The sequence below is a fragment of the Streptomyces sp. NPDC048331 genome, from assembly GCF_043201215.1.
Lineage (GTDB): Bacteria > Actinomycetota > Actinomycetes > Streptomycetales > Streptomycetaceae > Streptomyces.
On sequence record NZ_JBICYT010000031.1, the window covers coordinates 1 to 13,637 of the forward strand.

A 13,637-nucleotide genomic window follows, 5' to 3' on the forward strand; every position below is an offset into this window, starting at 1 on the left:
AAGTACGCCTCGTGGACGGAACGCACGATGTCCGGCCGGGTGACGTTCAGAACCTCGTTGCAGCCCTCCAGCTGCTGGAAGTCCTCCAAGCTGGGGTCCTGCGCCTGGAGCATCGTCCCCATGGCACCGTCCGCGACGACCACACGGGTCGCGAGCGCCTCCCGAAGGGCATCGGCCCGGGTCTGGGTGTCAGCGGGCAAGGTGGGCAACGAGGCCATGGGTGCTCCCTGGGATGCGACGGCTGTCGGCTTTGCACCCCCTCTGTGTCAAGGGTGCACGCGGCCAGAGTAACCGCGAGGTACCCGCCCCGGTGTGGGTGTCCCACGTGGCGGACTGCATTCTGTGGCGGGGACTTCCCGGGGGTGGGACCCGGAGGTGGTACGGCGAACAGCTGTCCGACGATGCGCAAGGTCGGCATCGACCGATACTGTTCAGCATTGTCGAACCGCGTCAAGATGGTCAGTAATACCGAAGGTCTGCAGGAGGCTGCGCGATGGCACGGAACATCCAGTCGCTCGAACGAGCCGCTGCGATGCTGCGACTCCTGGCGGGCGGCGAGCGCCGGCTGGGACTCTCGGACGTGGCGTCCTCGCTGGGCCTGGCCAAGGGGACCGCCCACGGCATCCTGCGCACCCTGCAGGCCGAGGGCTTCGTGGAGCAGGACCCGGCCTCCGGCCGGTACCAGCTGGGCGCGGAGCTGCTACGCCTGGGCAACAGCTATCTCGACGTGCACGAGCTGCGCGCCCGCGCCCTGGTGTGGACGGACGACCTGGCCCGGGCCAGCGGCGAGAGCGTGTACGTGGGCGTGCTGCACCAGAGCGGGGTGCTGATCATGCACCACGTGTTCCGTCCCGACGACAGCCGTCAGGTGCTGGAGGTCGGGGCCATGCAGCCGCTGCACTCGACCGCGCTGGGCAAGGTGCTGTCGGCCTACGACCCGGTGGCGCACACCCAGGCGCACGAGGTGGAGCGCGAGGCCTTCACCCCCCGCACGGTCACGGACGGCACCGACTTCGAGCACATCCTGAGCCTGACCCGGGCCCGCGGCTGGGCCGCGGACGTCGAGGAGACGTGGGAGGGCATCGCCTCGGTGGCGGCCCCGATCCACGACCGACGCCGGATGCCGGTCGGCGCGGTGGCGGTCGCCGGCGCCGTGGAACGGGTCTGCGGCGAGTCCGGGGAGCCCCGTGCGGCCCTCGTGGCATCGGTACGGGACTGTGCGCGCGCGGTTTCACGCGACCTCGGCGCAGGCCGGTTCTGAGCTTCCTTTAACAGGTCCTGGCCACACCCTGGCCTCTTTATGCCTGTTTTTCGCCACATCCCGGCCTTGAGATGGCTGGTTTTGGCTGATCGCACCTACGGGTAACGATCCGACACATTGGCCTGGCCGACCCTTGACGCGTTCTTCACTTGGGCGGAAAACTGCCGTTCATCGGTCGGCATTGTCGAACACCTACCGGCAATACGCGCTAGGATGCGACAAGCCACGGACCGGTGCAGCACTCACCGAGTGCGCGGAACCACCGGAGGGACCCGGTGTCCGCCCACCCCTGGACGTACAAAGGAGTCGCGGGTGTCCAGCTCCGACATCTTCATCGGCGAGACCATCGGTACCGCCCTGCTCACACTGCTCGGCGGTGGCGTCTGCGCCGCAGTGACGCTCAAGAGCTCCAAGGCCCGCAACGCGGGCTGGCTCGCCATCACGTTCGGCTGGGGTTTCGCCGTACTGATCGCCGCCTACGTCTCGGCGCCGCTCTCCGGTGCGCACCTCAACCCGGCGGTCACCGTCGGCCTCGCCGTCAAGACCGGCGAGTGGGGCGACACCCCGGTCTACTTCGCCGGCCAGCTGCTGGGCGCGATGCTCGGCGCCGTGCTGATGTGGGTGACCTACTACGGGCAGTTCCGCGTCCACCTGGCCGACCCGGAGCACATCCGCGACGCCAAGCTCGGCCCCGAGGACCCGCACCCGCACGATGTGGCCGGTCCGGTGCTCGGCATCTTCTCCACGGGCCCCGAGATCCGTAACGTCGTGCAGAACCTGGCGACCGAGATCATCGGTACCGCGGTCCTGGTCCTGGCGATCCTCACCCAGGGCCTCCAGGACGGCGGCAAGGGCCTCGGTGTCATCGGCGTCCTGATCACCTCGTTCGTGGTCGTCGGCATCGGCCTCTCGCTCGGTGGCCCGACCGGCTACGCCATCAACCCGGTGCGCGACCTCGGTCCGCGTATCGTGCACGCCCTGCTGCCGCTGCCCAACAAGGGCGGCTCCGACTGGGGTTACTCCTGGATCCCGGTGGTCGGCCCGCTCGTCGGTGCCGCGCTCGCCGGTGGTCTGTACAACATCGCGTTCGCCTGATCAGCAGTACCGGCAAGATCGTAAGATCCGCACCGCCCTCCTGATTCCGCCTACTCACCCGACCTGCCAGGAGCAGCCAACATGACCACCAGCACCGGCCCCTTCATCGCCGCGATCGACCAGGGCACCACGTCCTCCCGCTGCATCGTCTTCGACCGTGACGGCCGCATCGTCGCCGTCGACCAGAAGGAGCACGAGCAGATCTTCCCGAAGCCGGGCTGGGTCGAGCACGACGCCACCGAGATCTGGACCAACGTCCAGGAGGTCGTCGCCGGCGCCATCGCCAAGGCCGAGATCACCGCCGCCGACGTCAAGGCGATCGGCATCACCAACCAGCGCGAGACCACCCTGCTGTGGGACCGCCACACCGGCGAGCCCGTCCACAACGCGCTGGTCTGGCAGGACACCCGCACCGACGCCCTGTGCAAGGAGCTCGGTCGCAACGTCGGCCAGGACCGCTTCCGCCGCGAGACCGGCCTGCCGCTGGCGAGCTACTTCGCCGGCCCGAAGGTCCGCTGGCTGCTCGACAACGTCGAGGGCCTGCGCGAGCGCGCCGAGGCCGGCGACATCCTCTTCGGCACCATGGACTCGTGGGTCATCTGGAACCTCACGGGCGGCGCCCAGGGCGGTGCGCACGTCACCGACGTCACCAACGCCTCGCGCACCATGCTGATGAACCTGCACACCCTCGCCTGGGACGAGAAGATCGCGGAGTCGATGGGCGTCCCGCTCAACGTGCTCCCCGAGATCAAGTCCTCCGCCGAGGTCTACGGCCACGTCAAGGACGGCGTCCTCGCCGGTGTCCCGGTCGCCTCGGCGCTCGGTGACCAGCAGGCCGCCCTCTTCGGCCAGACCTGTTTCGCCGAGGGCGAGGCGAAGTCCACCTACGGCACCGGAACGTTCATGCTGATGAACACCGGCGACAAGATCATCAACTCCTACAGCGGCCTGCTGACCACGGTCGGCTACCAGATCGGCGACCAGAAGCCGGTCTACGCCCTGGAAGGCTCCATCGCCGTCACCGGCTCGCTCGTCCAGTGGATGCGCGACCAGATGGGCCTGATCAAGTCCGCGGCCGAGATCGAGACGCTGGCCTCCTCGGTCGAGGACAACGGCGGCGCCTACTTCGTGCCGGCCTTCTCCGGCCTGTTCGCCCCGTACTGGCGCTCCGACGCCCGCGGTGTGATCGCCGGTCTCACCCGGTACGTGACCAAGGCGCACATCGCCCGTGCCGTCCTGGAGGCCACCGCCTGGCAGACCCGCGAGATCACCGACGCCATGACCAAGGACTCGGGCGTCGAGCTCGCCGCCCTCAAGGTCGACGGCGGCATGACCTCCAACAACCTGCTGATGCAGACGCTCTCGGACTTCCTGGACGCCCCCGTGGTGCGCCCGATGGTCGCCGAGACCACCTGCCTCGGCGCCGCCTACGCCGCCGGCCTGGCCGTCGGCTTCTGGCCCGACACCGACGCCCTGCGCGCCAACTGGCGCCGCGCGGCGGAGTGGACCCCGCGCATGCCCGCCGAGCAGCGGGACCGCGAGTACAAGAGCTGGCTCAAGGCCGTGGAGCGTTCCATGGGCTGGGTCGACGACGAAGACGCCAGCTGACCGCACTCAGCTGAGTCAATCGACGAGGAGCTAAGAGAGATATGAGCAGCCTGCAGAGCGTTCCCGCATTGGGCACGCACCCGACCGCCGGTGCCAACGTCAGCCGCGCCCAGACCCGTGAGCAGCTGTCGAAGGCCACGTACGACCTGCTGGTCATCGGTGGTGGAATCCTGGGTACCTCCGTGGCGTGGCACGCCGCGCAGTCGGGCCTGCGGGTTGCCATGGTGGACGCCGGTGACTTCGCCGGCGCCACCTCCTCGGCCTCCTCCAAGCTCGTCCACGGCGGTCTGCGCTACCTGCAGACCGGTGCGGTCAAGCTGGTCGCGGAGAACCACCACGAGCGTCGGGTGCTGGCCAAGGACGTGGCCCCGCACCTGGTCAACCCGCTCACCTTCTACCTGCCGGTCTACAAGGGCGGTCCGGTGGGTGCGGCCAAGCTGGGCGCGGGCGTCTTCGCCTACTCCGCCCTCTCGGCCTTCGGCGACGGCATGGGCAAGGTCATATCCCCGGCCCGTGCCGCCGCCGACAACCCGGGTCTGAAGACGGACAACCTCAAGGCCGTCGCGGTCTACTACGACCACCAGATGAACGACTCCCGCGTCGCCGTGATGACGGTCCGCGCGGCCGTCGAGTCGGGTGCGGTCGTCCTCAACCACGCCGAGGTCACCGGACTGCGCAAGACGCGCGGCCGGGTCACCGGCGCCGAGCTCAAGGACCGTCTCGACGGTACCGAGTTCGGGGTCGACGCACGGGTCGTGCTCAACGCCACCGGCCCGTGGGTGGACCACCTGCGGCGCATGGAGGACAAGCACTCCATGCCGTCGATCCGCCTCTCCAAGGGCGCGCACATCGTCATGAAGCGCAAGTCGCCGTGGAAGGCCGCCATGGCCACCCCGATCGACAAGTACCGCATCACCTTCGCCCTCCCCTGGGAGGACCAGCTGCTGCTCGGCACCACCGACGAGGTGTACGAGGGCGACCCGGCGGACGTGCGTGCCACCGAGTCCGACATCGCGCAGATCCTGGACGAGGCCGCGTTCTCGGTGAAGGGCGCGGACCTGGACCGCTCGCTGATGACGTACGCCTTCGCGGGCCTGCGGGTGCTGCCCGGCGGTCCCGGCGGCGTCGAGAAGGCCAAGCGCGAGACCGTGGTCTCCGAGGGCGCCGGCGGCATGCTGTCGGTGGCCGGCGGCAAGTGGACGACGTACCGTCACATCGGCCGTGTGGTCATGGACAAGCTGGCGAAGCTCCCGGGCAGCCCGCTGACCGAGGACATGGAGCCGGTGAAGTCGCTGGTGCGCCGGATCGCGCTGCCCGGTGTCGCCAACCCCAACGCGGTCGCGCACCGCCTGCTGGTGGACCGGGAGCCGGGCACGCGGATGGACCCGCTGACGGCTCGTCACCTGGCCTCCCACTACGGCTCGCTGGCCTTCGACATCGCGCGCCTCGCGAACGAGGACCCGGCACTGGCCGAGCGGATCCACCCCGACGGTCCGGAGATCTGGGCGCAGGTCGCCTACGCCCGTGACAACGAGTGGGCCGAGACGGTCGACGACGTGCTGCGCCGCCGTACGACGGTGACGATCCGCGGTTTGGACGACGAGTCCGTCCGGGCCCGTGTCGAGGAGATGCTGGGCCGTAAGGCATAGGTCCTCCGCAGGTGGGGAAGAGGGGCGGTTCCGAGGGGAACCGCCCCTCTGTCGTGGGCTGTGGCCGGTGCCTCATCAAGGCTTAGGCTGACCACGTACGCAAGGGAACTTCGGAAGGAGACCTGGGTGATCGAGCTTGAGGGCGTGCCCGAGCTGATCGACCCGGTCATGGTGGCCGCGTTCGAGGGCTGGAACGACGCGGGTGACGCGGCCTCCGGTGCGGTCGCACACCTGGACCGGGAGTGGAAGGGCGAGGTCTTCGCGGCACTCGACGCCGAGGACTACTACGACTTCCAGGTCAACCGGCCGACGGTGTGGCTGGACAACGGGGTACGGAAGATCACGTGGCCGACGACCCGGCTGTCGGTGGTCCGGATCGGCGGCGCCAAGCCGCGCGACCTGGTGCTGGTCCGGGGGATCGAACCGTCCATGCGGTGGCGGTCGTTCTGCAACGAGATCCTCGGCTTCGCGCACGAGCTGGGCGTGGAGATGGTGGTCATCCTGGGCGCGCTGCTCGGGGACACCCCTCACACCCGGCCGGTGCCGGTGAGCGGGGTCACCTCGGACGCGGACCTGGCGCGGACGATGGACCTGGAAGAGACCAAGTACGAGGGTCCGACGGGCATCGTGGGCATCCTGCAGGAGGCCTGTACGCACGCGGGTGTCCCGGCGGTGTCCCTGTGGGCGGCGGTGCCGCACTACGTCTCGCAGCCGCCGAACCCGAAGGCGACGCTGGCCCTGCTGAACCGGTTGGAGGATCTGATCGACATCCGGATCCCGCTGGGCGAGCTGCCGGAGGACGCGCGGGCGTGGCAGCTGGGCGTGGACCAACTGGCCGCCGAGGACAGCGAGGTGGCGGAGTACGTCCAGACGCTGGAGGAGGCGCGGGACACGGCCGACCTGCCGGAGGCGTCGGGGGACGCGATCGCCCGCGAGTTCGAGCGGTACCTGCGTCGGCGTGACCCGGCGGCGGGCCCGGCCCCGGAGGCGGGCGACGGCTCCTACCTCCGCGACACGAGCGGGGGCCTCCCCCGCCCTCCGAAGCGCAAGCCGGACCCCGCCGGGGAGGGTCCGGAGCCGCCGACCGCCCCGTCCCCCGGTGAGGACGACACCCCGGACGCCTAGGCCCCCGTCCCGCCCTCTCCCGGGCGCTGCCCGGACCCGCGCCTCAAACGCCGGCGGGGCTGGATTTCCAGCCGTCCGGCATTTCAGGGACCGGGTCCGGGCAGCACCCGGTTTCGGGAAGGGGCGGGGTAGGGGAAAGAGAGATGCCCCCGGCCCGGTGGGCCAGGGGCATCGGTGTCGCTACGGCCGGATCACAGGGCCACGCCCAGGAGGGCGTCGACCGTGCGGGAGACCAGGCCGGGGGCCGACTCGTCGTCGCCGTCCGTGGCGATCTGCCGCTCGACCCAGCGGTCCACGGCCGCCAGGGCCGCCGGCGCGTCCAGGTCGTTCGCCAGGGCCTCGCGGACCTCTTCGACCAGGGCGTCGGCGGGGATGCCGTCCGGCCGGGACACGGCCGCGCGCCAGCGCTCCAGCCGTGCCACGGCCTCGTCCAGGACGGCGTCCGTCCACTCCCAGTCGGCCCGGTAGTGGTGCGAGAGCAGGGCCAGGCGGATCGCCGCCGGGTCCACCCCGGCCCGGCGCAGCGCCGAGACGAAGACGAGGTTGCCCTTCGACTTCGACATCTTCTCGCCGTGCAGCGCGACCATGCCCGCGTGCACGTACGCCTTGGCCATCGGGAATTCGCCCGTCAGTGCCTGCGCGTGCGAGGCGCCCATCTCGTGGTGCGGGAACGCCAGGTCGGAGCCGCCGCCCTGGATGTCGAAGCTCATGCCCAGGTGGTCGAGGGCGATCGCCACGCACTCGATGTGCCAGCCCGGCCGGCCGCGGCCCAGCGAGCCGCCGTCCCAGCTCGGCTCGCCCGGACGTGCGGCCATCCACAGCATCGGGTCCAGCGGGTTCTTCTTCCCGGCCCGCTCGGGGTCGCCGCCCCGCTCCGCCGAGAGCAGTCGCATCGCCTCGGCGTCGAGGTTCGAGACGCCGCCGAAGTGCGGGTCCGCCTCGACCGAGAAGTAGGTGTCGCCGTCCAGCTCGTAGGCGGCTCCGGCGTCCCGCAGCCGCTCGACGAGCGGCACGATGCCGGGTATGGCCTCGACGGCGCCGATGTAGTGCTGCGGGGGCAGCATCCGCAGGGCGGTCATGTCCTCGCGGAAGAGCGCGGTCTCGCGCTCGGCCAGCTCGGTCCAGTCCTGGTTGTCGCGCAGCGCCCGCTCCAGCAGTGGATCGTCGACGTCCGTGACGTTCTGGACGTAGATGACCTGCCGCTTGGTGTCGAGCCACACGCGCTGTACGAGGTCGAACGCGTTGTAGGTCGCCGCGTGACCGATGTGGGTCGCGTCGTACGGAGTGATGCCGCAGACGTAGATACGGGCGACGGGACCGGGGGCGAGGGTGATCGTCCCTTGGGTCGCGGTGTCGTGGATCTGGAGGTCGCGGCCCTTGCCAGGAAGGGCGGGGACCTCAGAAGCGGGCCAGGCATGCATGTGTCGAGCCTAACCGGACGGATGTTCCGGAAACGAACTGGACCTGCACGGTTGTCTTGATCGGCACTCTTGCGGTCTGGCCGGTTCTATGCGTATGGCCGGTGGCCGATTCAGACCGGTGGCCAGGGGATCGACGGCCACTGCCCGGACGGCCGCGGATGGGTGCCGGTGCGCAGCAGGTGCTCCACCCGGTCCCGTACGGCGGCCAGCTCGACCGGTGTGATCAGTTCGGCCAGCCGGGTGGCGAGCGGGGCTCCGTCGGCCAGCCCGGCGGCCAGCACGGCCAGTACCTCGCGTGCCTCGTCGGTCAGCGGCTCGCCCGCCCAGCCCCACAGGAGGGTGCGCAGCTTGTCCTCGGCGTGGAAGGTCACACCGTGGTCGATGCCGTAGAGCCGGCCGTCGGGTGCGGGCAGCAGGTGGCCGCCCTTGCGGTCGCCGTTGTTGATCACGGCGTCGAGTACGGCGATCCGGCGCAGCCGGGGGTCGTCGGCGTGCACGAGCAGCGCGGTGCGGCCCTCACCGACCTCGGCGAGGGCGACGGCCTTCCAGCCCTCGCCCGCCTGCTCACCGTCGACGAGCCCGAGGAGCGGGCCGAGCGGGGAGTCCGGAGCGCCCGGAACGGGTTGCTCCGCGTCGATCCAGCGCTGGACCATGCCCTCGCCGTACGGGCCGTCGCGGAGCACGGTGGCGGGGACCAGGCCCCATCCGGTGGCTTCGGAGATCAGGTAGGCGGCGACCTCCCGGCGGGCGAGGTTCCCGTCGGGGAAGTCCCACAGCGGCCGCTCACCCTTGACCGGTTTGTACACGCAGTCGGCGCTCACGCCCCCGTACGTGACGCTGCACAGCAGGACGGCGTTGGACGCCTCGCGGATCCGGCCGACGACGGTGAGCTCGCCCTTGGCGAGCAGTTCCTCCAGCTCCCCCGTGTCCGTCACGCCTGGCGCCGGTAGCCGTTCTGGCGCGGGCAGACGTGGCCCTCCGGGTCCAGCGGGAGGCTGCACAGCGGGCAGGGCGGGCGGCCGGCGTTGACCACGTCCAGGGCCCGCTTGGCGAAGGCTCGGGCCTGGGCGCCGGTGAGGCGGACCCGCAGCATGGGCGGGCCGTTCTCCTCGTCCTGGAGCAGTCGCTCCTCGGCCTCGGCGAGGTCCTCGTCGGAGTCCGCGTCGAGTTCGACCAGCGCCTGGGCCTCGACGATCATGCGCTGTTCCTCGCCGTCCCAGGCCAGGGCCATGGTGCCGACGCGGAACTCCTCGTCGACCGGGACGTCCAGCGGTGCGGTGTCGGCGGCCTCGGCGGGGGCGACGGCCGGGACCGGGGCGTTGCCGCCGGTGCGCCGTACGACCTCGTCCAGCAGCTCGTCCATCCGCTCGGCCAGCGCCGCTACCTGGGTCTTCTCCAGGGAGACGCTGGTGACACGGGGGCCGGCGGAGGCCTGCAGGAAGAACGTACGGCGTCCCGGCAGACCGACCGTGCCGGCCACGAAGCGGTCCGGGGGGTCGTAGAGGAACACCTGACGGGGCACGTCCAGTCTCCAAGTCTCGGCGGCAGGGGCAGGTCTGCGCCCTTGTGTTGGCCCGTCCACCCTACTGCTCCGGGCGATCAAGCCGCGCCCGCGCCGCCTCCCACGACGGCGTTCCCGGCGTCTTCGGTGTCTTTGTCCGATGCGACGGTCTCCGGTGCGGCGGGGCGTCGGACGAGTGAGCCGAAGTCCCCGGTGTCACCGAGCCGGAACACGAACGGCCGGGTGGTGGTGTACCGGATGGCGGTCACCGAGCAGGGGTCGACATGGATGCGCTGGAAGAGGTCCAGGTGCATGCCCAGGGCGTCGGCGACAAGGGACTTGATGATGTCGCCGTGCGAGCACATGAGGAGGACGGCGTCGCTGCCGTGCTCCTGCTCGATCCGGGCGTCCCAGTCGCGTACGGCGTCCACCGCGCGCGCCTGCATGGCGCGCATGGACTCGCCGCCGGGGAAGGCGGCGGCCGACGGATGCTGCTGGACGATCTTCATCAGCGGTTCGTCGGAGAGTTCGGACAGCTTGCGGCCCGACCACTCGCCGTAGTGGCACTCGCCGATCCGCTCGTCGGTGTGCAGTTCCAGCTCCGGCCGGGCGGCCAGCAGTGGCGCGAGGGTCTCCCGGCAGCGCTGCAACGGGCTGGTGACGGCGGCGGCCAGCGGCACCCCCGCCAGCCGGCCGGGGAGCGCGGCGGCCTGCTCCGCGCCGCGCTCGTCGAGGGCCACTCCGGGGGTCCATCCGGCGAGCAGCCCAGCGGTGTTGGCGGTGGACCGCCCGTGTCGTACGAGGATCAGCGTGGCCATGGGGCCAGCGTATGCGCTGCCGCGGGTGTGCGGGCGGGCGGTGGGCAGGGAAGAATGCCCCGCGTGATTGTGGACTGCGCGATTTACCGGGACGGCCGCCGTACCGAGGGGCCGGACGATTTCTCGGACGCCCTCGACCAGGCGCGGGCGACCGGTGACGCCTTCCTGTGGATCGGCATGCACGAGCCGACGGCGAAGGAATTCGACCATGTCAGCCAGGAGTTCGGGCTGCATCCGTTGGCGGTGGAGGACGCGCTGACCGCGCACCAGCGCCCGAAGCTGGAGGTGTACGACGATTCGCTGTTCGTCGTCCTCAAGCCGGTGCGGTACGACGAGGACTCGGACACGGTGACCGCGGGCGAGCTGATGGTCTTCATAGGGGATTCGTTCGTCGTCACGGTCCGGCACGGCGAGGGGGCCCCGCTGGCCGCCGTGCGCCACCGGCTGGAGCGGGAGCCGGACGTGCTGCGGCACGGCCCGACGGCGGTGTTGTACGCGGTGTCCGACGCGGTGGTCGACCACTACATCGAGGTGGCCGCCGAGCTCCAGGAGGACCTGGAGGAGCTGGAGGCCGAGGTCTTCGCCCCGAGCGCCTCGGACACCAAGAACACCGCCGCCCGGATCTACGGGTTCAAGCGTCAGGTGCTGGAGTTCCGGCGGGCGACGAGTCCGCTGCTCCAGCCGATGGACCGCCTCGCCTTCGGGGAGGTCCCGTTCGTCCACGAGCACGCCCAGCCGTTCTTCCGCGATGTCGCCGACCACCTGACCAAGGCGAACGAGTACATCGAGGGGCTGGACCGGCTGCTGTCGGACGCGCTGGCCGCGCATCTCGCGCAGATGGGTCTGCGGCAGAACGACGACATGCGCAAGATCTCTGCCTGGGCGGCGATGGCAGCCGTCCCCACGATGGTGGCGGGCATCTACGGGATGAACTTCGACCACATGCCGGAACTACGGCACACCTGGGGCTATCCGGCGGTGCTGCTGGTCATGGCGGGTGCGTGCCTGGGCCTGCACCGGATGTTCAAGCGCCGGGGCTGGCTCTGAGTTCCCGCTCGCGCGCGGTGCGGGTGGGGCCGGGCGCGGCGTCCGGTGGGCCGCCGAGGGCGTCCAGGCGCACCGGCAGTCGCAGGTCGACCATCCGGTGCCAGCCGCTGAACCGCTCGTAGGCGTACATCGCGCGGATGCCGGTGGCGAGCGCGGCCGCCTTCGGGGCGGACCAGTGCAGGAGCCGTCCCATGTGGCCCATGACGGCGAGGCTCACGTCGCGGTAGACGGAGATCTCGGCGAGCGCGCTCTCGCGGAGCACCCGCTGGATGGTCCGGCCGTATCCGGACCGGGCGAGGCGCAGCAGTTCCTCGTGGCAGTAGGCGAGGTGGTTGTCCTCGTCGTGGCTGATCATGTGGATCGCCTTGCCCACCTCGGCGTGGTCGCCGAAATACCTGACGAGCATGTCCATCTGGTCGGCGGCGCGCTGTTCGGTGACGCGGCTGTGCGCGAGGTAGACGACGATGTCCTCCTCGGTCAGCGCCACCTCCCGACGCAGCTTCTCGTGCGCGAGGCCGATGCCGCGGCGCTCCAGCAGCATCGTGTAGTCGGTCTCGGGGGGCACGGGGACGGCGGGCAGGCCTCGTTTGCGGAGCAGGGCGTGGAAGATCCGGCCGTGCTTGTCCTCGTCGGCACCGTGTCGGGTGATCTTGGGCGCGAGGTGGCGCATGCCGTCCGGCACCAGGGCCGCGATACGGGCGTTCTCCCAGCCGCCCTGGGTCTCCCCGCTGGCGGCGATGGAGCAGAACAGCTGGAAGGAGTCGTCGTTGTCGACGATCTCCTGGAACAGGCTGCGGGCAGAGAGCATGGAACGAGTCAAACGCCGGTGGACGGCGCGGGCAACCGAGGGGTCGCACGACTCGTCCGAATGAACGAAATCGGGGGGCGGGCCGCCGTGCGTAACCCGGCGGGCGTTCCCGGCGTTGTTCGCTGTGTCGGCCGTGGCGGGGAAGACCCCCCGAGCCCCCACCACGGCCGCAGAGCGTTCACCGGATGCCGGCGTCACCCGCCGGCATCCGGATCGACCGATCAGGCGATCAGGCGATCAGGCGAGACCCGCCAGCTCCATGGCCTCGGTGCCGGCGCGCAGGGCGGCGATCCGCTCGTCCAGCGTGAATCCGGCCGGGGCCAGCGTGAGGGTGGTGACCCCGGCCTCGGCGTAGGCCCGCATCCCGTCGGCGATCCTGGCTACCGGGCCGAGCAGCGTGGTCGAGTCGATCAGCGAGTGCGGGACCGCCTCGGCCGCGCCGTTCTTGTCGCCCGCCAGGTACTTGTCCTGGATCTCGGCGGCTTCCTTCTCGTAGCCCATGCGCTGGGCCAACTGGTTGTAGAAGTTCTGCTTCCGGCTGCCCATGCCGCCCACGTACAGGGCGGTGTAGGGGCGGAACATGTCCGCGAGCGCGTTCACGTCCTCGCCGAGGGCCAGCGGCACGGTCGGGCAGACGTCGAAGCCCTCCATCGTGAGCCCGGCCTTCTCGCGGCCGGCCCGGATGTGGGTGAGCGCGGTGGCCTCCAGGTGCTCGGCGGCCGGGAAGATCAGCAGCGCGCCGTCGGCGATCTCGCCGGTCTGCTCCAGGTTCTTCGGCCCGATGGCGGCGATGTAGAGCGGGATGTGCTCGCGCTCGGGGTGCACGGTCAGCTTGAGCGGCTTGCCCGGCCCGCCCGGCAGCGGCAGGGTCCAGTGGTCGCCCTCGTACGAGAGCCGCTCGCGGGTCATGGCCTTGCGGACGATCTCCACGTACTCGCGGGTGCGGGCCAGCGGCTTGTCGAACTTGACGCCGTACCAGCCCTCGGAGACCTGCGGACCGGAGACGCCGAGACCGAGCCGGAAGCGGCCCTTGGTCAGGGAGTCGAGGGTGGCCGCGGTCATGGCGGTCATCGCGGGCTGGCGGGCCGGGATCTGGAGGATCGCCGAACCCACGTCGATGCGCTCGGTCTGGGCGGCGACCCAGGCGAGCACGGTCGGGGCGTCGGAGCCGTAGGCCTCGGCGGCCCAGCAGACGTCGTAACCCAGGCGGTCGGCCTCCTGGGCGACGGCGAGGTTGTCGGCGTCCATGCCCGCGCCCCAGTAACCAAGATTGATGCCGAGCCGCATGTATCGTCCCCTTACCG

At 70.7% G+C, this 13,637-nt stretch carries 13 protein-coding genes; 6 read left to right on the forward strand and 7 right to left on the reverse strand.

Annotated features, from left to right (window positions below; genetic code table 11):
* Positions 1 to 218, reverse strand: a 218-nt coding sequence (locus tag ACGFYY_RS32125; RefSeq protein ID WP_393714793.1) for a homocysteine S-methyltransferase family protein, incomplete at its 3' end; no start/stop codon positions are given.
* Positions 219 to 493: 275 nt separating this feature from the next.
* Here ACGFYY_RS32125 and ACGFYY_RS32130 point away from each other — a divergent pair.
* The 5 genes from ACGFYY_RS32130 (at position 494) to ACGFYY_RS32150 (ending at position 6,738) form a co-directional block, all read left to right on the forward strand.
* On the forward strand, positions 494 to 1,261 hold the full coding sequence (locus ACGFYY_RS32130) for an IclR family transcriptional regulator (RefSeq protein ID WP_365281142.1): 768 nt from the start codon (positions 494 to 496) through the stop codon (positions 1,259 to 1,261).
* A gap of 312 nt (positions 1,262 to 1,573) precedes the next feature.
* Entirely contained in the window at positions 1,574 to 2,356 is a 783-nt protein-coding gene (locus ACGFYY_RS32135) for an MIP/aquaporin family protein (protein WP_365281139.1), read from the forward strand.
* 81 nt (positions 2,357 to 2,437) lie between these two features.
* A complete protein-coding gene (gene glpK, locus ACGFYY_RS32140; protein ID WP_202202278.1) occupies positions 2,438 to 3,964 on the forward strand; it encodes a glycerol kinase GlpK in 1,527 nt (508 codons plus the stop codon).
* Between the two features lie 41 nt (positions 3,965 to 4,005).
* Positions 4,006 to 5,613: a glycerol-3-phosphate dehydrogenase/oxidase gene (locus ACGFYY_RS32145; RefSeq protein WP_365281136.1), complete on the forward strand. Its 1,608-nt coding sequence runs from the start codon at positions 4,006 to 4,008 to the stop codon at positions 5,611 to 5,613.
* A 126-nt stretch (positions 5,614 to 5,739) separates the two neighbouring features.
* Positions 5,740 to 6,738: a PAC2 family protein gene (locus ACGFYY_RS32150; RefSeq protein ID WP_393714797.1), complete on the forward strand. Its 999-nt coding sequence runs from the start codon at positions 5,740 to 5,742 to the stop codon at positions 6,736 to 6,738.
* Positions 6,739 to 6,929: 191 nt separating this feature from the next.
* Here the strand turns inward: ACGFYY_RS32150 and mshC are convergent, their stop codons facing one another.
* The 4 genes from mshC to ACGFYY_RS32170 form a co-directional block, all read right to left on the reverse strand.
* Positions 6,930 to 8,159 carry a cysteine--1-D-myo-inosityl 2-amino-2-deoxy-alpha-D-glucopyranoside ligase gene (gene mshC / locus ACGFYY_RS32155; protein ID WP_393714799.1) on the reverse strand — a complete coding sequence of 410 codons (1,230 nt, stop codon included), beginning with the start codon at positions 8,157 to 8,159 and terminating at the stop codon, positions 6,930 to 6,932.
* A gap of 110 nt (positions 8,160 to 8,269) precedes the next feature.
* The gene (locus ACGFYY_RS32160; protein WP_393714892.1) at positions 8,270 to 9,127 is read right to left on the reverse strand and encodes an SCO1664 family protein; all 858 of its coding nucleotides are present in this window, start codon (positions 9,125 to 9,127) and stop codon (positions 8,270 to 8,272) included.
* Positions 9,091 to 9,681 (reverse strand): DUF3090 domain-containing protein, encoded by a 591-nt coding sequence (locus tag ACGFYY_RS32165; RefSeq protein ID WP_030011536.1) that lies wholly within the window; start codon positions 9,679 to 9,681, stop codon positions 9,091 to 9,093. Before ACGFYY_RS32165 ends, ACGFYY_RS32160 begins: the two co-directional genes overlap by 37 nt.
* 77 nt (positions 9,682 to 9,758) lie before the next feature.
* Positions 9,759 to 10,478, reverse strand: coding sequence for a histidine phosphatase family protein (locus tag ACGFYY_RS32170; RefSeq protein WP_365279589.1), 720 nt, complete (start codon positions 10,476 to 10,478; stop codon positions 9,759 to 9,761).
* Between the two features lie 54 nt (positions 10,479 to 10,532).
* Between ACGFYY_RS32170 and corA the strand changes: the two genes are divergently transcribed.
* A complete protein-coding gene (gene corA / locus ACGFYY_RS32175) occupies positions 10,533 to 11,525 on the forward strand; it encodes a magnesium/cobalt transporter CorA (protein ID WP_393714802.1) in 993 nt (330 codons plus the stop codon).
* On the opposite strand, the gene ACGFYY_RS32180 is transcribed toward corA, so the two are convergent.
* Both ACGFYY_RS32180 and ACGFYY_RS32185 read right to left on the reverse strand, forming a co-directional pair.
* A complete protein-coding gene (locus ACGFYY_RS32180) occupies positions 11,503 to 12,333 on the reverse strand; it encodes a ferritin-like domain-containing protein (protein WP_393714804.1) in 831 nt (276 codons plus the stop codon). The two genes, corA and ACGFYY_RS32180, sit on opposite strands and share 23 nt — an antisense overlap.
* A gap of 237 nt (positions 12,334 to 12,570) precedes the next feature.
* On the reverse strand, positions 12,571 to 13,620 hold the full coding sequence (locus ACGFYY_RS32185; protein WP_393714806.1) for an LLM class F420-dependent oxidoreductase: 1,050 nt from the start codon (positions 13,618 to 13,620) through the stop codon (positions 12,571 to 12,573).
* Between the last annotated feature and the right edge of the window lie 17 nt (positions 13,621 to 13,637).

Bases quoted from the DNA above. Each gene is read 5' to 3' on its own strand.
- ACGFYY_RS32145 (WP_365281136.1), top strand. From the start codon at position 4,006: ATGAGCAGCCTGCAGAGCGTTCCCGCATTGGGCACGCACCCGACCGCC.
- glpK (WP_202202278.1), top strand. From the start codon at position 2,438: ATGACCACCAGCACCGGCCCCTTCATCGCCGCGATCGACCAGGGCACC.
- ACGFYY_RS32130 (WP_365281142.1), top strand. From the start codon at position 494: ATGGCACGGAACATCCAGTCGCTCGAACGAGCCGCTGCGATGCTGCGA.
- ACGFYY_RS32170 (WP_365279589.1), bottom strand. From the start codon at position 10,478: ATGGCCACGCTGATCCTCGTACGACACGGGCGGTCCACCGCCAACACC.
- corA (WP_393714802.1), top strand. From the start codon at position 10,533: ATGCCCCGCGTGATTGTGGACTGCGCGATTTACCGGGACGGCCGCCGT.
- ACGFYY_RS32180 (WP_393714804.1), bottom strand. From the start codon at position 12,333: ATGCTCTCTGCCCGCAGCCTGTTCCAGGAGATCGTCGACAACGACGAC.
- ACGFYY_RS32185 (WP_393714806.1), bottom strand. From the start codon at position 13,620: ATGCGGCTCGGCATCAATCTTGGTTACTGGGGCGCGGGCATGGACGCC.
- mshC (WP_393714799.1), bottom strand. From the start codon at position 8,159: ATGCATGCCTGGCCCGCTTCTGAGGTCCCCGCCCTTCCTGGCAAGGGC.